Annotated in this window: 24 protein-coding genes; 12 read left to right on the plus strand and 12 right to left on the minus strand. The window is 42.9% G+C overall.

Annotated elements, in window-relative coordinates; translation table 11 throughout:
- Positions 1-165: 165 nt before the first annotated feature.
- The 3 genes from UWK_RS03210 to UWK_RS03220 form a co-directional block, all read right to left on the minus strand.
- Positions 166-666, minus strand: a complete 501-nt coding sequence (locus UWK_RS03210) for an asparaginase domain-containing protein (protein WP_015402912.1) — start codon at positions 664-666, stop codon at positions 166-168.
- A gap of 153 nt (positions 667-819) precedes the next feature.
- Positions 820-1,584, minus strand: coding sequence for a TatD family hydrolase (locus tag UWK_RS03215; RefSeq protein WP_015402913.1), 765 nt, complete (start codon positions 1,582-1,584; stop codon positions 820-822).
- A 6-nt stretch (positions 1,585-1,590) separates the two neighbouring features.
- On the minus strand, positions 1,591-1,800 hold the full coding sequence (locus UWK_RS03220; RefSeq protein ID WP_015402914.1) for a rubredoxin: 210 nt from the start codon (positions 1,798-1,800) through the stop codon (positions 1,591-1,593).
- A 217-nt stretch (positions 1,801-2,017) separates the two neighbouring features.
- Between UWK_RS03220 and UWK_RS03225 the strand changes: the two genes are divergently transcribed.
- Genes UWK_RS03225 through ppx form a run of 3 tightly spaced genes read left to right on the plus strand, consistent with a single transcriptional unit; the run spans position 2,018 to position 4,431 of the window.
- On the plus strand, positions 2,018-2,428 hold the full coding sequence (locus UWK_RS03225) for a C-GCAxxG-C-C family protein (RefSeq protein ID WP_265588647.1): 411 nt from the start codon (positions 2,018-2,020) through the stop codon (positions 2,426-2,428).
- On the plus strand, positions 2,425-2,925 hold the full coding sequence (locus tag UWK_RS03230; protein WP_015402916.1) for an O-acetyl-ADP-ribose deacetylase: 501 nt from the start codon (positions 2,425-2,427) through the stop codon (positions 2,923-2,925). The genes UWK_RS03225 and UWK_RS03230 overlap by 4 nt, the downstream gene beginning before the upstream one ends.
- 3 nt (positions 2,926-2,928) lie before the next feature.
- Positions 2,929-4,431 carry an exopolyphosphatase gene (gene ppx / locus UWK_RS03235; RefSeq protein WP_015402917.1) on the plus strand — a complete coding sequence of 501 codons (1,503 nt, stop codon included), beginning with the start codon at positions 2,929-2,931 and terminating at the stop codon, positions 4,429-4,431.
- On the opposite strand, the gene UWK_RS03240 is transcribed toward ppx, so the two are convergent.
- Together UWK_RS03240 and UWK_RS18125 are read right to left on the minus strand one after the other, a co-directional pair.
- Positions 4,426-4,647, minus strand: coding sequence for a hypothetical protein (locus UWK_RS03240; RefSeq protein ID WP_015402918.1), 222 nt, complete (start codon positions 4,645-4,647; stop codon positions 4,426-4,428). The two genes, ppx and UWK_RS03240, sit on opposite strands and share 6 nt — an antisense overlap.
- A 30-nt stretch (positions 4,648-4,677) precedes the next feature.
- Positions 4,678-6,312, minus strand: coding sequence for a methyl-accepting chemotaxis protein (locus UWK_RS18125; RefSeq protein ID WP_015402919.1), 1,635 nt, complete (start codon positions 6,310-6,312; stop codon positions 4,678-4,680).
- Between the two features lie 288 nt (positions 6,313-6,600).
- Here UWK_RS18125 and UWK_RS03250 point away from each other — a divergent pair, with 288 nt between their 5' ends.
- A complete protein-coding gene (locus UWK_RS03250) occupies positions 6,601-7,002 on the plus strand; it encodes a hypothetical protein (protein WP_015402920.1) in 402 nt (133 codons plus the stop codon).
- A 69-nt stretch (positions 7,003-7,071) separates the two neighbouring features.
- Here the strand turns inward: UWK_RS03250 and UWK_RS03255 are convergent, their stop codons facing one another.
- The 3 genes from UWK_RS03255 to UWK_RS03265 all read right to left on the minus strand — a co-directional run bounded on the left by UWK_RS03255 (position 7,072) and on the right by UWK_RS03265 (position 10,397).
- Positions 7,072-8,160, minus strand: a complete 1,089-nt coding sequence (locus UWK_RS03255) for a glycosyltransferase (protein WP_167320712.1) — start codon at positions 8,158-8,160, stop codon at positions 7,072-7,074.
- Positions 8,161-8,468: 308 nt separating this feature from the next.
- Complete coding sequence (locus UWK_RS03260) at positions 8,469-8,708, minus strand: alanine-zipper protein (RefSeq protein WP_015402922.1); 240 nt, start codon at positions 8,706-8,708, stop codon at positions 8,469-8,471.
- A 159-nt stretch (positions 8,709-8,867) separates the two neighbouring features.
- Positions 8,868-10,397, minus strand: a complete 1,530-nt coding sequence (locus UWK_RS03265; RefSeq protein WP_015402923.1) for a bifunctional GNAT family N-acetyltransferase/carbon-nitrogen hydrolase family protein — start codon at positions 10,395-10,397, stop codon at positions 8,868-8,870.
- A gap of 667 nt (positions 10,398-11,064) precedes the next feature.
- Between UWK_RS03265 and UWK_RS03270 the strand changes: the two genes are divergently transcribed.
- The 8 genes from UWK_RS03270 to UWK_RS03305 all read left to right on the plus strand — a co-directional run bounded on the left by UWK_RS03270 (position 11,065) and on the right by UWK_RS03305 (position 20,038).
- Positions 11,065-11,307, plus strand: coding sequence for a helix-turn-helix domain-containing protein (locus UWK_RS03270; protein WP_015402924.1), 243 nt, complete (start codon positions 11,065-11,067; stop codon positions 11,305-11,307).
- A complete protein-coding gene (locus UWK_RS03275; RefSeq protein WP_015402925.1) occupies positions 11,304-12,560 on the plus strand; it encodes a type II toxin-antitoxin system HipA family toxin in 1,257 nt (418 codons plus the stop codon). Before UWK_RS03270 ends, UWK_RS03275 begins: the two co-directional genes overlap by 4 nt.
- Positions 12,561-13,178: 618 nt before the next feature.
- Positions 13,179-14,297, plus strand: coding sequence for a DNA phosphorothioation system sulfurtransferase DndC (dndC, locus tag UWK_RS03280; RefSeq protein ID WP_015402926.1), 1,119 nt, complete (start codon positions 13,179-13,181; stop codon positions 14,295-14,297).
- Entirely contained in the window at positions 14,297-14,488 is a 192-nt protein-coding gene (locus tag UWK_RS03285; protein ID WP_015402927.1) for a DNA modification system-associated small protein, read from the plus strand. The genes dndC and UWK_RS03285 overlap by 1 nt, the downstream gene beginning before the upstream one ends.
- On the plus strand, positions 14,488-16,506 hold the full coding sequence (gene dndD, locus UWK_RS03290; RefSeq protein WP_015402928.1) for a DNA sulfur modification protein DndD: 2,019 nt from the start codon (positions 14,488-14,490) through the stop codon (positions 16,504-16,506). The genes UWK_RS03285 and dndD overlap by 1 nt, the downstream gene beginning before the upstream one ends.
- Positions 16,499-17,980: an FtsK/SpoIIIE domain-containing protein gene (locus UWK_RS03295; protein ID WP_015402929.1), complete on the plus strand. Its 1,482-nt coding sequence runs from the start codon at positions 16,499-16,501 to the stop codon at positions 17,978-17,980. Before dndD ends, UWK_RS03295 begins: the two co-directional genes overlap by 8 nt.
- A gap of 12 nt (positions 17,981-17,992) precedes the next feature.
- Positions 17,993-19,162 (plus strand): AAA family ATPase, encoded by a 1,170-nt coding sequence (locus UWK_RS03300; RefSeq protein WP_015402930.1) that lies wholly within the window; start codon positions 17,993-17,995, stop codon positions 19,160-19,162.
- A gap of 3 nt (positions 19,163-19,165) precedes the next feature.
- The gene (locus UWK_RS03305) at positions 19,166-20,038 is read left to right on the plus strand and encodes a DUF4435 domain-containing protein (protein WP_015402931.1); all 873 of its coding nucleotides are present in this window, start codon (positions 19,166-19,168) and stop codon (positions 20,036-20,038) included.
- A 136-nt stretch (positions 20,039-20,174) separates the two neighbouring features.
- On the opposite strand, the gene UWK_RS03310 is transcribed toward UWK_RS03305, so the two are convergent.
- The 4 genes from UWK_RS03310 to UWK_RS03330 all read right to left on the minus strand — a co-directional run bounded on the left by UWK_RS03310 (position 20,175) and on the right by UWK_RS03330 (position 24,781).
- Positions 20,175-20,717: a hypothetical protein gene (locus tag UWK_RS03310; RefSeq protein WP_153304807.1), complete on the minus strand. Its 543-nt coding sequence runs from the start codon at positions 20,715-20,717 to the stop codon at positions 20,175-20,177.
- An 84-nt stretch (positions 20,718-20,801) separates the two neighbouring features.
- Positions 20,802-21,539, minus strand: a complete 738-nt coding sequence (istB, locus tag UWK_RS03315) for an IS21-like element helper ATPase IstB (RefSeq protein ID WP_015402932.1) — start codon at positions 21,537-21,539, stop codon at positions 20,802-20,804.
- 20 nt (positions 21,540-21,559) lie between these two features.
- On the minus strand, positions 21,560-23,113 hold the full coding sequence (gene istA, locus UWK_RS03320; protein ID WP_015402933.1) for an IS21 family transposase: 1,554 nt from the start codon (positions 23,111-23,113) through the stop codon (positions 21,560-21,562).
- Positions 23,114-23,651: 538 nt separating this feature from the next.
- A protein-coding gene (locus tag UWK_RS03330; protein WP_407637460.1) for an IS3 family transposase occupies positions 23,652-24,781 on the minus strand; the annotation gives its coding sequence in 2 pieces (ribosomal slippage) (positions 23,652-24,523 and positions 24,523-24,781; 1,131 coding nt in all).
- Between the last annotated feature and the right edge of the window lie 268 nt (positions 24,782-25,049).

Below are 25,049 nucleotides of genomic sequence, written 5' to 3' on the forward strand. Positions count from 1 at the left end.
GTTGGTGTACAAGACAGTATAGATATTTTCTTATCCGCCATAAACCCATCACTGGGGGCTCTGCCGCGGCCGTCCAGGCCGCAGATACCCATATAATCAACACGAAAAAACTCCTCCTCAGGCGGGTAGGCTGAGGATTGTGGTAATCAGGTTAACTATTGTCTATCAACCAGCTTTGTTATCTGTTTGTTCTTCAAACCTGTTCTTTTCTACATTCTTCCTGGCATGATCCGGCATAAATATGCAGCCATTCATTGCTATATACACACCGGGTCCAAGCGTCTGAGCCGCAGTTACAGCACACCCTATGTTGAACACTGCATCACTGTCTCGAAATTGAGCCGGATACATCGAGCCAGTCATTACGATCGTTTTATCTGAAATACCCTTAAGGACTTTTGCAGTAGCAATCATCGTATCAGTGCCGTGGGTGATAACAATCCTTTCAAATGAAGAAGACTCTACTTTTCTTCTTATCAGCTCACGATCTTCATCGGTAAAATCAAGACTGTCTTTTTTCATTATTGATTCAACCACGTAGTCCAGAACAACATTAGCTCGCTCCAAAACACCATTCGCCTGTGGATCTCCAACCTGATACTCTGACTTCTGGTCAAAGTACACCTTGTCGATAGTGCCACCTGTTGTATAAATTATAATTTTCATATTTCAACTATCCATATTACATATTAATGGTTTTCGAATCATGTCGACTCACTAACACAAAATGTTAATATTGTTCAAGTACAGCTTTCCGCAACACCAAGACAGGTGCCCTGAAACCCAACGAAACAGAAGCCGTTGCAACGCCTCTTTGTTCTATAAACTGAGTAATGCACGAACAGTATTTGAGGTTTTTTCAGCAATATGACTCACAGGAACATCACGCAACCGGGCAAGAGACAGGGCCACCTCGGTCAAATATTCAGGGCTGTTTCGTTCACCGTGATGAGAAGCAGGAGGAATATCGGGTGAATCGGTTTCGAGTACCAGAGAGTTCAAAGGAAGGGCTGCCGCAACAGATCGAATCCTGGTGGCACGATCGTAGGTGATGGTCCCACAGATACTGACCAGAAAACCAAGTTTTATGTAATGCTCAGCCTGCTGGAGACTGCCGCTGAAGGCATGAACAATCCCGCCCTCCGTAAAATGTAACCGGCGGAGTGTGGCCTGCACCTGGTCATGGGCCTTACGTACATGAAGCAATACCGGTAGCGCTGCTTTAGAGGCGATGGCAAGCTGCGCTTCAAAAAGCTCCTGCTGCGCAGAACGATTGCAATCTTTCACAAAATAATCGAGGCCTATTTCACCTATGGCCACGAGATCTCCAGCAGATGCCCTCTGCTGCAACAGCTGCAAATCATCTCTGCCATGGTCGGACAAATACATGGGATGCAGACCGATGGCCGGGAAAAGATCCTGTTCCTCATCTGATAACTGGAGGATCCTGTTCCACCCACTGCGAGTGACCCCGGGAAGAACCTGAGCCACCACACCAGCCATGCGGGCACGATGAAGTACTTCCCGGAAATCATTCTTGAAGATGGGAAGGTCGATATGGCTGTGGGTGTCAATAAGCTCCATTGTCTCTCAGCTCTGCTCTGCCACCACACTCCCCGGCCCGGCCAGGGGACGGAACATTTTCTTTCCTGCACCACAGCTCGGACAATGCCAATCCTCTGGAAGATCGTCAAAGGATGTTCCTGGAGAAATTTTCCTCCTCTTATCCCCCCTGGCGGGATCATATACGTATCCACAATCAACGGTCTGACATTGATACATTTCTTCCGGTCTGGACATACACACACTCCTTTTTCTGTTTTTTAGACAATCACACACCTTCATTGCAAAAGTGTCCCCTGACATTTTTCTTCAAACAGGGTATCCTTTACCCTAGCAATTTACCTTATTTTTGAGAATACAAATTTAACCATTGGTGCAAATCATGACTCCAGAAGATATGCGGCAAAAGGCAATGGACCTTTTCAGAAAACGGTTTCACTGAAGCCAGGCGATTCTGGCCGTGGGCCTGGAAAAAATAAACAAATACGACGAAAATGTGATTGCAGCCGTTGGTACATTTGGCGGTGGCATTGCCAGTTCCGGCTCTGTCTGCGGAACATTACTTGGTGCAGTAGCAGCAGTCTCTTCGCTTCACAGCAGAGGCAGCCTTGACGAAAAAGAGAACCCTCGAATGTGGGGTGTAAGCAATAAACTTATAAAACAATTTGATACGTTAACAGAACCCTATGGCGGACGAAATTGCCGTGATATTGCCCGGATCAACTGGTCAGACCGCGATGCTGTAAAAAACTACTACGGCAACCCGGAATCTACCAGAAAAGATTGTGTGCAACTTGTAGGTGATCTTGCCTTTTTTCTTGGTACATTGCTGGAAAAGGAAATGGCACGATTGGAAGAAATATGAGTCCTGTTGAGATCATTCGCGGCGATATCACAACCCTTGAGGTGGATGCCATTGTAAATGCCGCCAACAATTCACTTTTGGGAGGTGGTGGAGTGGATGGCGCAATTCATCTGGCTGCAGGCCCTGAGCTTCTTAAAGAATGTGAAAAAATAGGTGGATGCCCCACGGGCGAGGCAAGAATTACCAAGGGCTACAACCTGCCAGCTCATTATATAATCCACACAGTCGGCCCGGTTTGGCAGGGAGGTGGTTATGGTGAATCCGCTTTACTTGCCTCCTGTTACCAGAATTGCTTACATCTTGCAAAAAGTAACAATCTCTCATCCATTGCTTTTCCAGCAATCAGTTGTGGCGTTTATGGCTATCCCCCTGATCAGGCCTGTGCCATCGCCATAAAAGAGACAAACAGCTTTCTTTCAGCAAGCAATACACCTTTTACCATTCTTTTTTGCTGTTATAACGATACAATCGAAAGTGAATTCAACACACTCAGGTGACCAGTGCAGGAACAACCACAACCACAACAGCATCTAGCCGCAATCGATCTCGGCTCCAACAGTTTTCATATGGTTGTAGCCCGAATCGAAGACGGCCATATTCACATTCTTGACAACCTCAAGGAAATGGTACGCCTGGGAGCAGGACTCGACGAAAAGGGATGGTTATCAGAAGAATCCCGCAAGCGTGCCCTCTCCTGCCTTGAACGTTTCAGTGAACGTGTCAACGGTTTTCCCCCGGGAAGTGTGGCTGCCGTTGGCACAAAAACTCTGCGTCAGGCTAAGAATGCCCGTCTTTTTTTAGAAAGCGCCAATGAGATTTTAGGGCATCCCATCTCTGTGATTGCTGGAAAAGAAGAAGCCCGCCTCGTCTACCTGGGCGTCTCCCATTCCCTCGTTGCTGAAGATGGCAAACGATTTGTCATGGATATCGGTGGCGGCAGCACTGAGCTCATTATCGGTGAAGACTTCGAGCCACTTCTCCTGCGCAGCCTTGATATGGGCTGCGTAAGTATGAGCCGCAGATTTTTCGAGAACGGCAATCTCAACAAAAAATGCTGGAAAAAAGCCGGGATCAAATCACACCTGTTACTGCGTCCGGTAAGACGCTATTTTCAGAAAGTCGACTGGAAATCTGCCACGGGAGCATCTGGAACGATTAAAGCCGTTGCCAAAGTCGTGAATGAACTGGGGCTTGAATCCTATGCCATCACCCTGGACAGTATGTACGCCATACGGGATAAAATGATAGAGGCCGGACACCTCGACAATCTGGATCTGCCTGGTTTAAAGAGTGACCGCAAACCTGTTTTTGCGGGAGGCCTTGCTATCCTGATTGCAACCTTTGAAGCACTGAAAATTGAAACTATGCAGGTTTCTGATGGTGCCCTGCGTGAAGGCCTGCTGTATGAACGACTGGGTCGCATCCAGAGTGAGGACACTCGCCTGAAAACCGTATCTAGTGTGCAACACCGTTTTCAAATCAGTACAAAACATGCAAGAAGAGTGAGCCTGACGGCACACCGTCTCCTGAGTGGCTGTGAAAAGGAATGGAACCTGAAACTGGAAGATGCCGAATCACTGCACTGGGCAAGCAGTTTACATGAAATCGGCCTCGCCGTTTCACTCAGTGGATATCAGAAACATGGCGCATACCTGCTGGTCAACGCTGACTTACCGGGGTTTTCTCTTGAAGAACAGGCCTGGATGAGTGTTCTGGTGCGTTGCCATCGAAAAAAAATATCAAAGAAGCTCTTCATGGATTTAGCTCCCGAGACCCAGCGGACAGCATTAAGACTGGTGGTGCTGCTTCGCCTGGCAACACTGCTGCATCGTTCCCGAAAAGAGAAAACAGCCGTTATTGAAAACATCATCGCAACCAAAAATGGCCTGACCCTTCAATTTGCAAAAAATGAGCTAGTCAAACATCCCCTGCAACTTGCCAGTCTTAAACAGGAGGCAAAATATCTGCAGAATGTTGATTTTGAACTCAAATTTTCTTCATGAAAAAAATCGTCCAAGACGGTTAAGAACAGTACAGGGCATCTCGAAAATCGTTGTCACTATCCCCCCTTTACCACGCCCCTCGGTGCCACTCAGCTTGAAATCTGAGTGAAACTTTTTGCCACATGAGGGGCAGACCATAACCAATCCACCAACATTCGTAGGAAACCTGAGTTTCTGGCCACATCCCGGACATTTTTTTTCAATACAATCGGACATAATTAAACCTGCACCATCCTGCCATTCTCGCTATTTTCTGAATCTACTGATTAGTTCATTCAAGATGGAAACCTGGCCAGCAAGATCACCTGCGGTCTTTTCTATCTCATCACCACTCCCGGAGAGACGGGAAACAATATGACTGGTCTCGGCTATATTCCTTGCAATTTCTGCCGATACTGCGGATGTTTGAGACACATTTTCATTCACTTCAGAAATACCCTGTGCCGCCTGCATAACATTCTGTGAGATTTCACCCGAGGTTGCACTTTGCTCCTGAACAGCCGTACTGATTTCGGTGACGATACTATCCACCTCCCTAATGACAGTACTGATCTGACGAATCTCCTTCACTGTCTCATTCGTTGAGTTCTGAATTGCACTAATATTACTTTTAATCTCTCCAGTTGCCTGGGAGGTCTGTTTCGCAAGTTCCTTGATTTCGTTTGCAACAACCGCAAATCCTTTTCCAGCCTCACCGGCTCTTGCCGCTTCGATCGTTGCATTCAGCGCGAGCAGATTCGTCTGCTCTGAAATTTCTGTAATAGCCTCGGTTACCTTGCTGATTTCTGCTGCAGCCGCCCCGAGAGCATCAACTTTGCCAGAAGAACTTGCCGCCAATGCTACAGCCTGTCGCGTAATTTCCTGTGCCTTATTGGTCTTTGCCGCCTCATCCTCCACCGAAGCAAGAATCTCTTCAATGGCACTGGCAACAAGACTGACATTGGTGGATGCTTCTTCACTTGCCGCAGCGACAGAATTCATATTGCTGCTCATTTCTTCAGTAGCTGCAGCAACACTCTCTGCCTGGCTGGAGGCCTCACTCGTCCCACTCGAAAGAGCTTTGGAAATCGCCGACAAGAGTTTCGATGAAGAAGTCAGGGCATCCGACTGCTGCTGAACATTACCAATCATCTCCAGCAAACCGCCAGACATAGCTGAAAGAGCAGTTCCAATGGAACTGATTTCATCATTTCCATCAATGACTATGGGCACAGTAAAATTTCCCTTTCCCATTTCCTGTGTCGTCTTTTGAATAAGCGAAAGCCGTTTCCCCACGTTCAGCAGTACCAGGGAAAAAAGAATAAAAAAAGCAAACAGGGCAGCAGCAACTATCGCCATCAATATTTGTAATGACTTAATGGTTTCATTTAAAGAATCCCCAGCCGCTTTCTCCAGAGAATGAACATGTTCTTCCAATATTTCAAAAGCCTCAAATGCAGGAGTATCATCAATCTTAACTGCCATGTCTATCTCCATTGGAGTTTTACCGTCCTTGTGCATGGCAAGAGATGTCTTGATAGCCTTTGCATATTGCGTAGCTACTTCCTGGACTGCCAAGAGTGCTGTCTGTTCTTTAGAGGAAAGATCAAGTTTTTCATACGCCCCAAAAGCCTGGTGCATACGATCCTTATTTTGCATAAATCGATCAGCGTATTTTTGAGTACCCCGCAAAACATGATTCTTGAAATTGTGAATAAAACCACCGTAGCCGAACTGCGATTTTATTTCAGCAAGTTGAACCTGCCTCTTCAGAGCTGTCTGCTGGTAATCTGTCCATTGACTGCCAATATTGAGAATTGTACGGAGCTGAATAAAACCTGCTATGGAAAGCAATGCGATCAGGCCCACTGAAAGCAACAAAAGTTTTTTCTTGATTGTCACAGATTACCTCATATGTAAGTATTTTATTTGCTGGAATTATGAAAATATCATCCTGTCTTTGAACGCTATCACCAAACATTCACATATAAAAGGATTATTCAAGTATCACTAAAATAGAGGCAACTTTTGCCGGGATGGATATCTGTGCGGAATGTCAATCTCAACGTCCTCACAATCACATTATCCTTGACCATTCCACCACTATCTGTCACAATGTGGTACATGGTATATTTATCCCGGCATCCTGCCAAAGATTTTAAATATACCTTCCTACTATAGGAGCTTGACATGAAACAGCTATTTATTGGAATGTTCTGTGTTGCTATACTCGCAGCAACATCCTTTTCAGTCTCCGCCACGCCCCAAAAGCGCTATGACGAAAATACAGGAAGTTGCAGAATTCTGGACAGCGGACCACTTGAATGGGAAAGCCGGGCGTGGGGACAGGGAGGGAAAGGCTTCAAGCAGGTGTGTAAAAGTTGCCATACCCGTGGAAATGACAAAGGGGCGAGATACCTGTATGAGGAATCGAAATCCTCTAAGGGCTGGAATCGAATATTTACGACCAGGCGAGCAGAATGTGCAAAGGACGGTTCATGGGCCAAACTTTCCGATGAGCAGTTACTGATGGTCAATGACTATCTCTATCGCTGGTCATCCACAAGTCTCGATAGAAACGACAGCGCCTGACGTTGATTCTTCTCTTCCGGTTCGGAAGAAAAAAGCTATACGGACGAGTCACTTCTTCAGCAAAAAAAGTCACCTCCACCAAAGAGGAAAAAGTGGCTCTTCCTTTCTTAACTCCTTCAAAGGATAATGGGTTCCACGCCAGTCGATACCCTGGTTGCGAAGAGTTGTCCAGACAGCTCTCAACACTGTATACACAGTGAGATAAGGTGTCACTAAAGACCAGAGCACTGCAGTCAGCTGAACACCCATCCATTTAGAATTACAGACAAAAACGGCAATACGACACAGAATCGCAGCGCAAAAAAACACCCTTATCATTCCCTGCGTTAGCAGAACTCCCCATACCGGAACGATGGTGAGCAGAATAATTCCCAGGACAGCCACCGTAACATACGAAATTCGATAGCTGTAAAGAGCAAAGATATTCTTCATCAATCCACGAACCATCTCAGAAACACTCCCATACCAACGAACCTGCACAAAATCTCCACCCTGTAAACAATCCTGAGTGAAACCCCGCTGTTTCACTCTCTTCCCAAGCATTATATCATCGATTGGATGCATTCTAAAAGTCGAATGCCCACCCAGTTCCCAGTAGACCCTGGTGCGAATCATATTAAAGGCTCCCACGCCGATAAATGCTGTGCTGTTTTTCTTTCTGGCATTCCAGGGCCTGAGAAGAAGAAAGAGACCGCCCAGTGCATCAATAATCATAGCATTGAGCAATCCACCTGGGGTCAGATTGCGAAAAATCAGGGAAAGATGATCGAGATTTTCATGTCTGAAATAGGCCACGGCCCGAGAAATTGTGGACGATTCCATAATAATATCGGCATCGGTAAAAAGCAGAATATCCCCCTGAGCCCTTTTGGCACCCAGAGAGAGAGCATGGTTTTTCCCAAGCCACCCCGAAGGGAGCTCTTTCACCTGACTTACCAGAATCTGAGGATATTTCTGACGCAATTTTGTAATGACTGCAAAAGTAGCATCAGTAGAACGGTCATCAACAACAATGATTTCTAAGGAGGGATAGTCCTGTTGTAAGACTGAGGACAGGGCAGGCTCAAGCGTTGTGGCTTCGTTACAGGCTGGCACAACAATAGAGACAAGTGGAACATCTGTCTCCAGTTCCGGTGATGTTTTGTTCAGGTTCTGCATTTTCAGGCACCCCTGAAAAACTTGCAACATACCTGAGACACTTATGAGAAAAACAAGGAAGGCAAACACCATCAAAAAAGACATTGTTTCAAACAGGGCAATATGAGTTAAACGGCTTCACAGTAAAGAAGAAACCGCATGAAATGTGCCACCTCAGAAACACTACTTCTATCATAAACCGGGAGAGAACAACATGCACGAAGAACAAAAAAAAACTGTGGTCATTCAACTCCCCATCAACCAATAACTTGCATCAATAGTGAGAGAACAACCACAGTTCCGAACTGATGTGAACCAGAGAAAGCTTTTTATTTACGCAATGATTTTGGTTCCTTTGCCATACGTTCAATTTTATTATCTGTGGCGTCAGCTGTTGCTTTGGCCTCCAGGGCAGTATTTTCAGCATTACGAGCCGTCCGCAAAGCTTCGTCAGCGGTAGCGTTGGCCTGCTGAGCCAGTGCTTTAACAGCGTCTAAATCTTTATTGCTGGCACATCCTGCAAGACCGATGACAATGAGTAGGGCAAGAACTTTAACAGTATTCTTCATGGGAAATCCTCTTGTTAATTTTTATAAGATATAATACGTAAATGAACAAATTATTAACTAGTAATATATACCAAAAAAACGGGAAAGTAGCAATCTGCTTTTATCGACGCTCCAAACACAGCCTTTCCATGATAGGAGGGAGACGAGGCTATTACTTTCTTATTTAAGCCATCTGATCTCGTACAAATCACTCCTGCGACTAGCCAGATTTTGTACGCTTCCCTGGGTCCTGATTTCTTTTAAAAGATCCAGATCAAGATCTGCAAGCAGTGTCATCTCCGTATTCGGAGTTGCTTCTGCCGCCACTGCATCATGCGGAAAGGCAAAATCGGAAGGAGTGAAAATAGCTGACTGGGAATATTGGATATCCATGTTCTCCACCTTCGGGAGGTTACCGACACTGCCGGTAATCGCCACATAGCACTCGTTTTCAATCGCACGGGCCTGGGCACAGCGCCTGACTCGGAGATACCCATTTTTGGTGTCTGTCCAGTATGGCACCAGCAGGAGCTTGATTCCTTTGTCAACGAGCATGCGTGGCAACTCCGGGAACTCAACATCGAAACAGATAAGAATACCGATCTTCCCGATATCGGTATCAAAAACTTTCAACTCATTTCCTCCATTAAACCCCCACCATTCAGATTCATCAGGAGTGATATGAAGTTTGTACTGAGAGTCCCAGGTGCCGTCGCGTCTACAAAGAAAAGCAACATTGTAGAGTTTTCCATCTTCATAAATAGGCAGACTGCCGGTAACGATATTAATATTGTACTTCATGGCCATTTGCAGCATCGATTCCCTGAGGGCGTCAGTTGACTCCGCAAGAGAACGCATTGCCATGGCAGGATTCTGCTGATCAAAGTTTGCGAGCAATGGTGCGTTGAACATCTCAGGAAAAAGGAGCAGGTCAACCTTATAACCAGCTGCAGCATCCACAAAGAAGTCAATCTGCTGGAGGAGATCTTCTGTACTTGGGAATAAACGCATCTGCCACTGCACAACACTTATGCGGGCGTTTGATTTTCTCCCCCAGATCATCCGTTTTTTGTTTTCATAAAAGATGTTGTTCCACTCCAGAAGAACAGCATAGCTTTTTGAACGGGTATCTTCGGGAATATAATTCCTGATAGCTCTCTTGGGGTGAAAATCATTGGAGAGCTGAAAGGTCAACACCTGATCTACAATTTCTCTTTTGCGAACCTTGTCTATATATTGATCCGGGGTGAGTTCTTTTGCGTATTTTGCATAACCGGGTATACGTCCACCGGCGATAATTCCTTTAAGGTTACGCTGCTGACACAGCTCTTTACGGGCATCATAGAGACGCCTGCCAAGACGCATACCGCGGTAATCTGGATGGACAAATACGTCTATACCGTACAGGTAATCGCCTTCCGGATCATTACTGCTAAATTTCCCCTGATCAACAATATCATCATAGGAATGGTCGTCTTCAATTTTTGAATAATTAACAATGAGCGTCAAAGCTGCTGCGACAACTTTTCCGTTATCCTCAATACAAATCTGCCCATCCGGAAACACTGTAAGGAGCCTTTCTATTTCATCTGGTGTCCAGGAGCCTCCCATGCCGGAATAGGCCTGTTTCATTATTGCATCTATTTCACTGTAGTCAGAGAACTGCAGACCTCTGAGCTTGAGTTTATGATCTATGGTTTCGTTTAGCACTGTATTTCCTCAATTCAATCGATGTTAATCTGTTCAAATATGTTTTTAAAGAAATTATGAACGGTGTAAAAAGACGTCACCTATATTAAAGCAGACGCTTACATCGTCCTGAAAGATTTGTCATTGTAATTCCATTTCACCTTGTGCATTTTCGTTCTTTTTTTAGACGAGAACAGCCGCTTTCCGCATCTTTCCACCAACTTCGTTTTTATAGGATCGAATAGAACTTCACATGATTCTTGAGCACTCGATAAGAGTAGGACTTTAATCGGCCGACCTCCTACAGATCTATCCATGGTGTTAGAAATAAGGATGGGGAAATAACTGGCTGGCTTGAAGGTAGGCTTTCATGAAACAAAAAAACCGTATACCTTTGCTGGTTAATGGGCAAATAGTACTTCTGTATCAAATGAGAACGAAATAAAATGGTACGGAGATCGGAGTCGAACCGACACGGGCCAAAGCCCGCTGGATTTTGAGCCCAGTGCTATTCACGCACCAAGATATTGATTCAATAGCAAAATACAAAAAGATTCTGGCGCAGACCCTACCCATTTTAACCTATCGGTTAAGTCACGATCCACATCACACCACTTCACCGATCGGTTAAAACACATTGACTCTCAGTAAATTTAACTGTACGGTCAAAAAAGGAGGCCTTCACACCATGTCAAAAATTAAATATCCATATCATGTGCGCCTACCCAAATACATTGGCCCGGCAATCAAGGATGCTCGTAAAAAAAAGCAATGGACCCAAAAGGACCTTGCTGACTACACCGCAACGAGCGTGAAGTTTATAAGTAATATCGAGCAGGGCAAAACCACAGCACAACTTGATAAAGTTTTTGATTTGATACGTACCGTAGGGCTGAGAGTTTACCTAACCGAAGGAGATATCGACAAATGAGTAATCTCACAGTCTACTGGGATCAACAAATCGTCGGTACAATATCAAGACACCCAAAAGGCGAAATCACCTTTCAATACGCTGCCGAGTGGCTCAAAAACAGTGGGCGCCAAATATCACTGTCACTGCCATGTCAAGAAGAACGATTCTCCCCTGGAGTCAGCACAGCTTTTTTTGAAAATCTCTTTCCCGAGAGTGACGCACGAACCATTCTAGCCTTCAACCATCGATTCGACAAAAAAGACACCTTTGCCTTTCTCGAAAATTTTGGAGAAGATTGCGCTGGTGCCCTCTCCATTATTCCTGAGAGTGGAGATATTCCTCCTCATTCCAGCAAGTATCGATGTATAGACGTTGAGCTGCAAAAGGCATTGCAGGCCATCGAATCGGATCCTGGTAAGCACAAATTATATCCTGAGTTAGCTAACGCCCGCCTATCAATTGCCGGAGCTCAAGACAAATTACCAGTGTATTATGAGAAGGGAAGCTTTTCTCTCCCTGAGAATTCGGCATCGCCTACAACGCATATAATAAAACCTGCCAGTCCTTATTTTCATGATATCCAGAGAAATGAAGTATTCTGTATGGACCTGGCCCGGCAGGCTGGCCTCTCAGTCCCTCACTCTGAACTATACACGTTTGCAGGCTATGAACTGTTTCTTATAGAACGTTATGATCGATTCCACTCAGAGAATAAAGTGAAACGGGTACATCAGGAAGATTTCTGTCAGGCAATGGGACTACCGTTTCACAAAAAATATCAGGAACAGGGAGGCCCAGGCTTTTTACACTGCAGAGAACTCGCCGAGGAGCATTTATCAGCCGATATATCAGTGGTAAAACAAAAGCTGACCGCTGTCATGACTTTCAATTTTCTCATAGGCAACAATGATGCGCATGGTAAAAATTTCTCAATTATTCACAAAGATACTATTACGCTCGCACCGTTCTATGATTTAGTTTCAACACAGGTTTATCCTAATTTGGATCGCAAACTTGCCATGGCAATAGGTAATACCTACAGGCACGATCGAGTGAACCAAGGTGCTTTTGTCAAACTCAGTAAGGATATGAAACTTCGGCCTGAAAAGGTTTTTGAAATTATCACAGCAACTGCTCAAAAAATTGGAAAAATATACGAGAAGGTACTGGCTATACATGAAAAGCAGTATGGTAAGGCAGTGATTTATTCGGATCTCCATACTGTGCTGCTCACAAATCTTGCTCGAATACAGGAAATTATGAGGAATTAGCCCTTCTTCACCCAAGAATATTGTCAAGGATTGCTTGACAACTGAATTTTTCACAAGCTCTGCTGGCCCAAAAATGACGCAAACAAAAAAGAAAGCATCACATTTCGGGCTATTGATTGAAGCCGAGCTGGCAAACATGGAAGATGCCGTCCAAGCGGGATACGAGAGGTAAGGTGATGGTGATATGACATCGCTTTTTCAGACGACCTTAAAAAATCGATTTCCTGATCGAGAAAACTTAGATGGGGGGCCAGAAACAACAAAGCTGCAATCACTAGATCAACTAATGATTACAGCTTCTTGTCATTGGTGCGGAGGTCGGAGCCAAACATTATCGTATTTACCATTACATTCCATGTACATACTCATGGTGTCGTTTTTATACTCAACCCAAATACCCACTTTCATACCCACTTTATCCAGACACAATGCCCCCCCCTTTTGATCAAATCAGTGGGGGGGGGGGGAGCTTCCATGGTATACATTTAATAAAAGTGCCGACGTATAAAGATACTGACGTTATTGACATTAAGTAAGAAATAGAACATTAACATATCTACATCAAAAAGCATCAAACGGAATAGTTTGGTAAAATTTTATAGAAAATAAACACTATATATGTCAGCAAAAGTGAAGAATTCTCATATAAATATCAGCAAAGAATTACTTATAGAAAACTATATTTCTGATACAAGGCCATGGATTATAGGGTACTCAGGAGGTAAAGATTCAACATTATTATTACAATTGGTTTTTGAAATCCTCTCTGACGATAGGGTTAATAATGAAAAGCCAATTCACATAATAACCTCAGATACTGGCGTAGAACCGCCTAACATACTAACGCATGTCAAAGAAAACCTGGCAAATATTCAAACGTTTATCGACAAACAAAACTTACCAATCAATATCCATCAGGTAGTTCCCTCTTTAGATAACAAATTCTGGGTAAATCTCATTGGGAGAGGCTACCCTTCACCAACTAGATGGTTTCGCTGGTGTACATCTAAAATGAAAATTAAGCCAACAAAAGGAATAATAGAGCAGTTGGTTGAACAACACGGTAGCACTATATTGCTACTAGGGACAAGAAAAGATGAGAGTCAAGCCAGAAAGCGTTCGATAGAAAAACGTGAGTATAGCACTAGAAGACTCAACCCTCATCATGAAATCAAAAACACACTAGTTTTGGCCCCCATTTCTGACTGGACAACAGACGAAGTTTGGGAGTACCTGTTCAACGAACTTCCACCCTGGGGAGGGAATCATGATGTTCTTTTTGATCTGTACAAACAAGCAAATAGCGGTGAATGCCCCTTGGTTGTTGACCTTAACACCCCATCGTGCGGGGGAAGTCGATTCGGTTGCTGGACCTGTACCGTCGTTAAAACAGACAAGTCAATGGAAAGCTTCATCGAGCAGGGAGCCGTTTGGATGCAACCATTGAATAACTTTAGAAATTGGATTAAAGAGATTAGGGAAGATGAACATCGACGGAACCATTACAGAAGAACTGGAGAACTGGGCAACGGCCCGTTCAATTCAACAACAAGACAAGAGATTCTAGAAAATTTACTTGATACTGAATCAAAATTACCCGACAACATTGAATTAATTAGTGATGATGAAATTGTTCACATTCAAAAAATATGGACAGAAGAGTTTGATGTAATGAACTCTGCCTTAAAAATTGCCAACAAATTTAAAAGGCAACCAATGAAAAGAAGAAAAAAATAATGGATAAAAAATATCTAACTAGAAAATTATCTGATCTTTCAAAAGATCACGATGTCCCTGAGTACCTTATCCCTCAACTCATACATTTAATGGAGAGATATCCAAATATTGCAATACGAGGTGCGAAGTCTAGTTTAAAAACAGATATTGAGAAAATAATCACTAATGCAATGAAGGAAGGAAACTTATAGTGCATATCATATCCATAACATTAAAAAATATTTTTTCTTATTATGGGGAAAAGATTTTTGACTTGTCACCCCCAAATAATGGCAAAAAAAACATTGTCATTATACGAGGACGAAACAACCAAGGTAAAACAAGTTTTTTAAATAGCATCAAATTACTTTTTGGTGGCGTTTCTGAAGATCTATTGCAAAAAGTACCGAGAGGGATAACGACAAAACAATACATCTATGGCGCAAGTGATAGATGGTGGGGAATATTGAATTATCGTGCCAAGGAAAAAGGAGTAAGTAACTGTTCAATTTCTATTAAATTATATACCGAAAACGGAGAGGCTTTAATAACCAGAAAGTGGTCAAATATTACCAATACTTCTTTCAATGAAATGGTCATGGTTGATGACCCTATTGAAGGTTATCTTGAAAATGATCAAGCGCAAGAGTATCTAAATCGAATATTACCTATTGAATATCTACCATTTTTCTTTTTTGACGGTGAAGAAGTACAACATCTTGCAGAAGCAAATACTAATCAAACCATCTCTAAAATGGAGCAATTGTTAAATATCCGGCCCGTTGAGAATGTTTTGTCTGCAATAAAATCAGTAAAAGGGTCTTGGAAGAGTCAGAGCATGGACAGACATGCGGTAGCTGACTTGGAGAAAGCAAAGAATAAAAAACAAGAATTTATATCAGAAATAGCAGGACTAGAACAAGAAAAAGATGATCTCGAAAATGATTTAGCGGAAGAAGAGGAGGCCTTAAAACGAACCGAAAGGATGCTAGATATTATTGGCGGTCATACAGGTGTTGAAAATAGAGCAATATTAAAAACAGAAGTAAAGCATCTAGAGGAGACTCAAGATGAACTTTTCGCAAAAATATCAGATTTTTTTGGTGGTGATGCTTTTCTTATGCTTAACCCTAAATTGATAGAAAAGTCACTTAAAATCATTCAAAAAAACATTCACAACTTCAACCAACAACAACTCACTTTACTAGGTACTCTACAAAATCAGTTACCAATATTATTAGAACAGCCACCATATTCATCTCCTCCACTAACGACAAACCAAATTGCTTTCTATCAGCAACGAATAAAAAAGCAAATTGAAGTATTTCAACAACCAATAAATAGTGAAGAAACTTTTAATCTCGATCCATCCAGAGCTCAAAAACTTTATGACACTCTCATAAGATATTCAGACGATCCTGATGCATTTTCTGAGTTAAGAAAGTTAGTATCAAAGGCAAGAAATATTCAAATTGCAATAAATCAAAAAAATGATCTTCTAGACAATGCAAAACACCTTGCAGAAGAGGAGAAAAAACATTTTCAAGAGTTAAAAGAACAAGAGTCGATCATCAAAAAGACGTTATTTGAAATTAATGACAGTATAAGAGATAAAGATAGCCAAATAACTCAAATAGCTTCCAGCTTATCTGAAATAACTCAGAACATTAACCGTCTAGTTGATTCTGTAAAAGTCGCAGAAGACTATAGAGGTAGATATGACTTAGCAACCCGAACTCAAAATATGCTTGAAAGTTTTAAACATGACTTAAAGAAAGAAGCAAGAGAGCAACTTGAAATCGAAGTTAATAAGAATCTATCTACAATACTAGACTCCAACACATTAATTAATACAGTAAAAATTAGTGATGAATTCCTAATTACTTACCTAGATCAAAGGGGTAACTCTATCGGAATGGGTACAATTTCAGCGGGTATGAAACAAATCGCAGCAACTTCTCTTTTATGGGCTTTAAAAACAGTTTCAAATAAAGAGTTTCCAGTAATTATAGACACTCCACTAGCTAGAATCGACGCACAACATCAAGCAAACTTACTGGAACGATACTACCCACACGCTAGCAAGCAAGTGATAATTCTGCCTACTGATTCTGAATTAGATGAATCTAAATCAAAGAAACTTCAAAAACACTGTTATAAAACATTTGAGCTGAAGAATCCCAGTGGTACCAATACAGAAATAGTGACATTAGAGGTGCCCAATGGCTGATATATATACCGACCAAATTGATGAGCAACTAATTTCTGATGTCCTTCATTATGGCTTTAAAACCAAAACAGCACCAAAATTAAGAGTACTCCGACTTGCGCTAGCAAAATCATTACAGATTACAACTCCCCCTAATTCTGACTTTGATAAAATACCTGAAAAAGGTTCTGAGTATAGTCTTAAACAAGTTACAGGCCGTGACTCTGAGAATGACCTTGATGATTCAGTTCGAGCTATGCTTTCAATTTATCATGAGGATGATTTCTTTAACAAAGAGAAAGATTATCGAAAACATTTACAGCGACACATTAGAAGAGGATTAAAAGAGATAAGAACAAGCTGGGCAAGAGGACACGACTTTTCAAGCTACTTAGAACATGAACTCTTACCAAACCTGACAATTGATGATGATCTTGAAAGGAATACCTTATCAAACCAAAATCTTATCGATTCGCTAGAGGAAATTGGAGTCAATGGACGGATCAATGAAAGAGTTGAAGGATCTCGAATTAGTCGCTTCTTTCTCTATTTTGAAAATGCTAATGATTATGATCAATTAAAAAAAGGTTTAGGAAAATTAGCAATGCTTCTTGGTCTAGGTGACAAAGGAGTACTAATGCAACCCACGAATCAACCAAGAATAATTTCTCTTGATGTTCCCAGGGAGCAATCTAGTTGGAAAACAATTCAAGCATCATCGTTCTGGGACTGGACAAAAACAGATGAAATAAAGAAGTATGTTCTTCCAATATGGCTTGGACAAGATGTTATTGGAGGCAACTACTCATTTGACTTACAGGAAGCACCCCATATTTTAGTGTCAGGAACAACAGGCAGCGGGAAAAGTGTTTGTTTACACAGTATAATATTGTCCCTACTAGCAACCTTGCCCAAAGGAGACATTGAATTAGCTCTTATTGACCCCAAAAGGGTTGAGTTTGTTAGATACGAGTCCACCTCCCAATTATATGAAGGAGGGGTTGTCTATTTAGTTGATCAGGCTGCTAATTTATTAGAGGAATTAGTTGATGAAATGGAAAGACGACATCAATTGATGTATGAAGCGAATGTAACAAATTTATCAGAAGGGAGGGGTCAAAACAAAATAAACCTTCCATACATCGTTGTAGTAATAGAAGAACTCGCCGATCTATTAATGCAGTCTAGTGATATTGAAACCCCGTTAGTCAGGTTGGCCCAGAAAGCTCGATCCTGTGGTATTCACTTAGTTTTAGCTACTCAAAGACCGGATTCAACCATACTCACAGGGTTGCTCCGAAGTAATATACCTGGAAGAATTGCTCTTCGAGTACAAAAGCACACGGAATCAAATATTATTTTAGATGAAAAGGGGGCTGAGGCATTATTAGGAAGGGGAGATATGTTAGTAAAAATACCTCCCGATATTGCCCCCAAACGTGTTCATGGAGCAAAGTTGACGCAAGATGATTTAGAGCAAATCAAACATGTTTAGAGGATCTGTCTTATGGATAGTGTAATAACGATTTATGATTTCAAGCTACTTGCATTAACAATTGATAGAATTGGTCCATTTCAAGAGAAACAATTTGAAATTGATTTTACTGATAAAAACAACAATCCCTGCAATTTTTATCTTTTTGTTTCTCGTAATGGGTCAGGCAAAACTACTATTTTCGAGACCTTAACATCCTTATTAGGATTGTTAGACAACCCTTCTCCAACTGAATTTCACCAAGAAGACTTGGACCTAAATCAAGGGAGGGCTCAACTTGATATTTGGCTCAGACTCCGATGGCAAGGCAAAGAGCAAGCAATAGTTTTTTCGATCGTCGGAGGAAGAATAGGCGAAGAATTTTCATTCAAAGTTTGGGATAAAGAGACCTTAGAAGAATACAATGCAGAGAGTTGGCACCGAATCAGCTATATATCCCAAACTTCAGGTTCTATCAAGAAGCCAAGCCCAAGTTCAGAACTGGTTGAGACTCTACTTGCTGTTATACAAGCAGGAAAAAAGTCAACTCCAAGTGATTTTGGGGATAGCCAAATAGCTCTTCCTACAGTTTTATACTTTTCTGCGTATCGAGATATTCCTGATATTACTGAAGAACCACATACAAAACCAAACTACTCTGCTAGAAGTATTACCCAACCTAAACACTGGTCTTATAATGCAAGTCATCGGTTTGAACCGCACGACCAAAATTGGCATGGTTCTCTTGATAATCTACTAGTCTGGCTTAAATGGCTTAGTGATGGAAGATTTAAGAAAGCATGCGATTTGATCAACTCCAAAGTGTTTGCCGGAACTGATAAATATCTAAAAGATGTCAGAAGAGACCCCCCGGAAGCTATTGTCTCATGCTCTACTGGAACTCACCGTCTTGACCGTTTGAGCAGTGGTGAAAAAAGCCTTGTTCACTTATTCCTCAGGCTTGGTTCTCATATGACCCAGCATACCATAGTAATAATAGATGAACTAGAGGCCCATTTGCATCCACGATGGCAGCATGCTCTATTTAAATCTCTTAAAGAATTCGCTTCAAGTAATAGCGGAATAACAATTTTATCCAGCACTCACTCCACCGATATTCTACACACTTTTTCTGAAAGCATAGATATTCCAGAGAATGGGCTTATCAAGGGTGGCACAATCATTGATAAAGGTTTAAAATAACAGATGGTTAGCTTCAAAGACATTCCTAATGATTTAGAAATCTCTTCACTATATGAGGGGGGCATCAAGGTCCTTGTTGAATCGAATGATGATTTAGTCATTTTAAGAGATAAATGGTTCTTCAATCATAAAGATAAATTGTGTTTTGAGAGTGTTAGTGATGAAGAAGGCAGCAGCGGAGGTTGCCAGGAAGTAATAGCTAAAGTAAAACGCTACAGACGAGCCCACACCACTGCTTTTGGTATTGTTGACAGGGATGTTCTTCTCAGTGATGAAGATCATAGAGATGATTTATGGTGGGAAACTGATGATGAGAAATTTAGAGCATCTACGCCCTATGGTAATCAAATTTTTATATTAAGTCGCTGGGAAATTGAAAACTACTTACTCAAACCACTTGCAATTAAAGCATTTGTTAAAGATAAGTTATGTTCTCCTGCGGCACCTCAACTAGAGACATCAGACTTTCTAGGGCAGGCTGATGATTTAATTGTAATTACTAGCCTGAGTACTATTGCCTCAGCTAAGTCTAATTCAGCACCTAAACCAAAGTGGGGGCTAGACAAGTCTGGGGCGGAATTAAAAAACTTAATTGCAACGGAACTCAACGTGTCTATAGATGAAGTTGAGGAGCATTTTGAAAAAATCAAAACCTTTGCAACCACCCATAATGACGATGAGTGGGATGGATTAACGAGGTTATTAGATGGAAAACGTATCTTCCACAGACTTAACATCTACCTAAAAGAAAAATTTACTCTTAGAACTCTTGATTTACTTGAGGAAAAAGGTGTACTTGCCGGGTATGTGAATTCATATGATCAAATAGATAAGGAATTAAAACAAATGGTTGATGGTTTTCTTGCATCCCATTAACCAAATGTATGCTCCATATCATAGTAAATTGAACACCAATACACCTAGACAAGTAACACCTGTAACAACTGTAAAACAATAATATACACACAATTAAAGTATATAATTTCAGTTAATTACAAAAGGATACTTCAAACTATCTTCTGAAATAATCAGTTGTTCGACTAGCTAATAATTCCTTTTCAATAGACCTTGTTTGTCTTGCGCTCAAATTGGCCTTCCTTTGGAATCTCCTAAGCTTTTTACCCATTTTTATTGCTTCCTTACTATTATCCAGCCAGGCTCTTAACAATCCATAACTCGTTATCATTCTAGACAACAATTTGCTTTTCTCTTTACTCCTGTAAAAACTGAACATGATTTGTTCCAGCTTTTTTTGATCAATTTCAGGAATCTTCAAGTATCTATTTTGTAACATCAGGAATACTTCTTTCGAGGAAGAGATTTCGGATATATTTTCGATTTTGAGAACTCTTTTTATTGTGGCTTTTCCATGCAATGAGAATTCTATCCTGCATACCTTCCCTGCATCAGCGTCAGTCTCTATCTCTACAACCTTGCTATCCCCAACATATTCTCTCTGATAATTGTCGCTCCTTCTACCTTTCTCCTTTGCCTGCGTATTCCAGTGAATCCGGCCACCCAGTCCACTTGATTCCGGCCAGTAATTCCACGGCAAAGCGGCCACCCAGTCCAGAGGATTCCGGCCAGGGTGTCGGAGCGTAGCGACGCGAATATTTCCTTCTTACTCTGTGTGTTGCTCTCACGTCAAGCGTGCTTTCTTTTTTCTCATAGATTCTCCTTTCAGTTTGATTTTGTGAGCGGCATGTACCAGACGGTCAAGAATGGCGTCGGCTAAAGTCGGATCTCCGATCCGCTCATGCCAGTGCTCTACCGGTAATTGACTGGTTACCAAGGTAGATTTGAGGCCGTGTCTGTCTTCCAGTATTTCTAGTAAATCATGGCGTTGCTCCTGGTTGAGTGTGGCCAGTCCATAGTCATCAAGTACCAATAGATCTGTTTTTGAATAGACAGTCAGTAACTTCAGATAACGGCCATCCCCCTTGGCAAGAGCCAGATCTTCAAAGAGTTTACTCAGACGGAGATAGAGAGCACTATAGCCTTCTCTGCATGCCTTTTGGGCCAAGGCACAGGCAAGATAGGATTTGCCGACTCCAGTGGGGCCGGTAATAAGCAGATTGGTATGTTCCTTTATCCAGTTGCAGTCAGCCAGCCTGGTTACCAGTGACCTATCCAGACCACGCGGATGACGGAAGTCTACATCCTCGATTGAGCCATCCTGCCGCAGCTTTGCCTTTCTGAGTCTGGTCTGAAGTTTTCTGGTTTCCCTGACCGCCTGCTCGCGGTCAAGTAACAGACCGAGGCGTTCTTCGAAACCCAGGTTATCTGCAGTGTCCATGTCCATCTGTTCCTGGAGTGCTGCGGCCATGCCGGTGAATCGAAGAGTTGTGAGTTTTTCAAGTGTTGGATGCAGAAGCATTTTATCGTTTCCTTTTTGTTTTAGTGGGTTGAGGGAGAATAATACTGAGAGCCACGGATATTTGCGTGATTAACCGGCTTGTCCTCTGTAGCCGGCTTCGGTAGTGGCTTCTGATCAAGGCCGCTTTTGAGTATGGATTCCACTGAGCGGTAAGAAAGGGCGTTGATATGCAGGGCCCGATGGCATGCTGCCTCAAGGCGTGAATCTCCATAGGCTTTGCCAAGACGGAGAATGCCCAGCAAAGTGCGATAGGCCTGTTGTGGGTGAGCTCTTTTTACAAGAAGCGTCTCTGTGAGGCAGAGTGTCTCCGGCCCGACCTTGGCAGCCCAGCGCTTGAACCTGTCCGGATTCCACTCCATGTACTTTCGGTGGTTGACAGGCATATGCTCTTTGACGGTAGTGTGGTGCCCTCGTTGATTCTCCCGGATGTGACTGGCCACCCGTTTACCACGAAAGTAACACTCAACCGTGCTTTTGGTATAGCGCACCTCAATCTGTTTTTTGACCAGGTTATATGGAACGGAATAGTAATGTCCCTCGACCTCCACATGATAGTCGATATGTACAGTGGCCTTTTTCCAGTAGGATAATTCATAAGGGCTGGCTGGAAGTTGTTTCAGGGCAGGTTTGTCCAGTTCTTCAAAGCGACTTTTACGGCTGCCGGATAACTTCTTGAAAGGCTTGTTGTTCAGTTGCTCAAGGAGTTTGCCTATTTCGCGATTGAGATCGTCAATGTTGAAGAAAGTATGTTTACGGAGTTTTGCCAGAATCCAGCGTTCCACCAGCAATACACCGGCCTCAGCCTTGGCCTTGTCCCTTGGTTTTCTAACCCTTGCAGGCAGCACCACGGTTTGATAATGTCGGGCCAGATCATGATAAGTGGGATTAAGGTCAGGTTCGTAACGGCAGGCTTTTGTGACGCCACTTTTCAGGTTATCTGGAACGACAACTTCCGGAACCCCACCCAGGAAAGCAAATGTACGGACATGTGAACCGATCCAATCCTCAATCTTCTGGCTGGGAGTGGCCTCAGCATAGGTGTAGTTGCTGGCACCAAGGACCGCAACAAAGACCTGAGCCTTTGTGATTTCTCCGGTGTGTTGGTCAACGACATCGACGGTTTGGCCTGCGTAGTCGACAAACAGTTTCTCACCGGCTCGGTGTTCATGGCGCATGACCAGATCAAGCTTGCCGGCCCAATCCCGGTAACTATGGCAGAACCAGCTGTACTGGTAGCCGTCAGGATGCTGCTCTTTGTATTCCTGCCACAGCAGGTTCAGGGTAACCCCTCGTTTGGATTGGAGCTCTTTGTGGATCTCAGAGAAATCTGGAATTAGCCGGCTTGTCCCCGGTGGAGGCGGTGGAGGGAAAAGGGTTTGTTCAAGGCTGCTGTCGCTTAGGTCGTCAGGAAGGGGCCAACCCAGATCTGCTCTTTTGGTTCGTTGTAAATAGTCACTTACCGTGCTGCTGCCAATACCGCAGCTACGGGAAATTTCACGGTTACTGTGCCCAAGTTCATACTTGAGTCGTAGTACCTCTCTAATTTTTCGCATAGATAACCTCTTCTTCGGCATGAGCCCTCCTTGAATTTTATTCAAAAAGGCACTCTCTACCAGTTGGTTCTATGCGTCGCTACTCCCTATTTGGGGTGACCGGATTCCTCTGGAATCACTGGCCGGAATGAAATGGAATCGGTGGCCGGAATCACGTGGAATGAGTGGCCGGTTTACTCTGGAATCGGTGGCCGGAATCGTCTGGAATATGCATTTGCCCGATAAAAAGTAGTATTGATTTGAAATGTCCTATCTCCAGACCACTTCCTGTAATAAGTATTCATAAACCACTCAAGATACTCTTTAGCTTCCTCAGAACTCTGAAAAACTACTTCCATTGTGATATCTATCCGTGTGAGTGTGCCAAAATTCCTCGATTGTATGATCTCCATAAATTCATCCGTTGCTCCACTCACATCAAGCTTTGAATTATAACTGTGATATTTCCCCGTATTGCTTGCTGGGTAAATCAAACTCGGAGTTCTTTCACTTCTACAAAGAGGTGGCTCAGTTTGTTTGAACAGTATTCTGTCATTTTTAAGTGGAGCCTCTGCCTAAATTAAGCTGCCTTTTCAATTGGTGGCAACATTATGTTGTAGGCCTCATCTGGAGTTCTTTTTTCCAATCCGGAATGTGGTCTTGAGCGGTTATACCAATCAAAATACTGCATGATAGACCTTCGAGCCTCATTTACTGTATCATAAGCATGCAAATAAACACGTTCGTATTTCACTGATCTCCATAGTCTTTCAACGAATACATTGTCTCGCCAAGCCCCACGTCCATCCATGCTGATCTTGCAGCCCTTTTCGTGCACTACCTCAATAAACTCTTGTGCGGTAAACTGACTTCCCTGGTCGGTGTTGACAATCTCTGGGATGCCATGATGAACAAAGGCTTCTTTCAGCACATCAACTGCATGGCAGGCCTCGAGGGTAATAGAAAGTTTTGAGGCCAACACTTTCCGGCTTGCCCAGTCAACAACAGCCGTCAGATACACAAATCCTTTGGCCATGGGAATATAAGTCGTATCCAGAGCCCAGACCTGGTTGGACTGATCGATACTCTTTCCTCTCAATAGATACGGATAGATTTTGTGACCTGGATGTTTTTTACTCGTTCCCGGTTTCCTATATAACGCTTCAACTCCCATGCGTTTCATCAGGGTTCCAACATGTTTGCGCCCGACAGAAACACCATCTCGGTTCAGTTGATCACGGAGCATCCTTGCCCCCATAAACGGGTGCTCCAAATGGAGTTCATCAATTTTCCGCATCAGCACCAAGTCGTTTTCGTTAACTGGTTTGGGTTTGTAATACACGCTACCACGACTGATCTCAACGACTTGAGCTTGTCGTGTAATCGAAAGAGTATGGGCTGGATCTATCATCGCTTTACGCTCAGCAACCCCACTTTGGTGAGCGCACCTTCTAAAAAATCGTTTTCCAGCGTTAGCTGGCCTATTTTCGCATGTAGGGTCTTTATATCAACTGCTGGCTCTTTTGAAGTACCTTTGGCAAATACAGAGTCTGCCTCTTCTGTCAGTTGCCTTTTCCAAGCGGTGATCTGGTTGGGATGCACTTCAAACCGTTGCGCCAGTTCTGCTAGTGTCTTGTCTCCAGCCATCGCTGCAAGGGCCACTTTCGCCTTGAATGCGGCTGAGTGTTTTCTTCTCGTTCCTTTTGCCATTTTCTGCTCCTTGTTTAAATCTTTTCATGGGAATTATTGGTAGCAGATTTTCCACTTAACAGCTTGTTCAAATTTTCTGGACCACCTCTCAATGCTTCCTGAGTTCATCTACAGGAAGGTAGTCAATAGCGTCAGCAACGCTCATGTGAGAATTTATTGTGATTGTGTCAAAATAATAAAAAATCGCCTTAGGCGTGAATTTCTTCATTTTAGGTACCTATGTATATTTTTCTAAAACTTGTTAAATACAGAGCGATTTAGCCAGTCA

Source organism: Desulfocapsa sulfexigens DSM 10523 (assembly GCF_000341395.1).
GTDB classification, from domain to species: domain Bacteria; phylum Desulfobacterota; class Desulfobulbia; order Desulfobulbales; family Desulfocapsaceae; genus Desulfocapsa; species Desulfocapsa sulfexigens.

Coding starts and splice junctions, on each gene's coding strand:
- UWK_RS03210 (WP_015402912.1), bottom strand. CDS start 666: ATGAAAATTATAATTTATACAACAGGTGGCACTATCGACAAGGTGTAC.
- UWK_RS03215 (WP_015402913.1), bottom strand. CDS start 1,584: ATGGAGCTTATTGACACCCACAGCCATATCGACCTTCCCATCTTCAAG.
- UWK_RS03220 (WP_015402914.1), bottom strand. CDS start 1,800: ATGTCCAGACCGGAAGAAATGTATCAATGTCAGACCGTTGATTGTGGA.
- UWK_RS03230 (WP_015402916.1), top strand. CDS start 2,425: ATGAGTCCTGTTGAGATCATTCGCGGCGATATCACAACCCTTGAGGTG.
- UWK_RS03240 (WP_015402918.1), bottom strand. CDS start 4,647: ATGTCCGATTGTATTGAAAAAAAATGTCCGGGATGTGGCCAGAAACTC.
- UWK_RS03250 (WP_015402920.1), top strand. CDS start 6,601: ATGAAACAGCTATTTATTGGAATGTTCTGTGTTGCTATACTCGCAGCA.
- UWK_RS03255 (WP_167320712.1), bottom strand. CDS start 8,160: ATGCAGAACCTGAACAAAACATCACCGGAACTGGAGACAGATGTTCCA.
- UWK_RS03260 (WP_015402922.1), bottom strand. CDS start 8,708: ATGAAGAATACTGTTAAAGTTCTTGCCCTACTCATTGTCATCGGTCTT.
- UWK_RS03270 (WP_015402924.1), top strand. CDS start 11,065: ATGTCAAAAATTAAATATCCATATCATGTGCGCCTACCCAAATACATT.
- UWK_RS03275 (WP_015402925.1), top strand. CDS start 11,304: ATGAGTAATCTCACAGTCTACTGGGATCAACAAATCGTCGGTACAATA.
- dndC (WP_015402926.1), top strand. CDS start 13,179: ATGTCAGCAAAAGTGAAGAATTCTCATATAAATATCAGCAAAGAATTA.
- UWK_RS03285 (WP_015402927.1), top strand. CDS start 14,297: ATGGATAAAAAATATCTAACTAGAAAATTATCTGATCTTTCAAAAGAT.
- UWK_RS03295 (WP_015402929.1), top strand. CDS start 16,499: ATGGCTGATATATATACCGACCAAATTGATGAGCAACTAATTTCTGAT.
- UWK_RS03300 (WP_015402930.1), top strand. CDS start 17,993: ATGGATAGTGTAATAACGATTTATGATTTCAAGCTACTTGCATTAACA.
- UWK_RS03305 (WP_015402931.1), top strand. CDS start 19,166: ATGGTTAGCTTCAAAGACATTCCTAATGATTTAGAAATCTCTTCACTA.
- istB (WP_015402932.1), bottom strand. CDS start 21,539: ATGCTTCTGCATCCAACACTTGAAAAACTCACAACTCTTCGATTCACC.
- istA (WP_015402933.1), bottom strand. CDS start 23,113: ATGCCGAAGAAGAGGTTATCTATGCGAAAAATTAGAGAGGTACTACGA.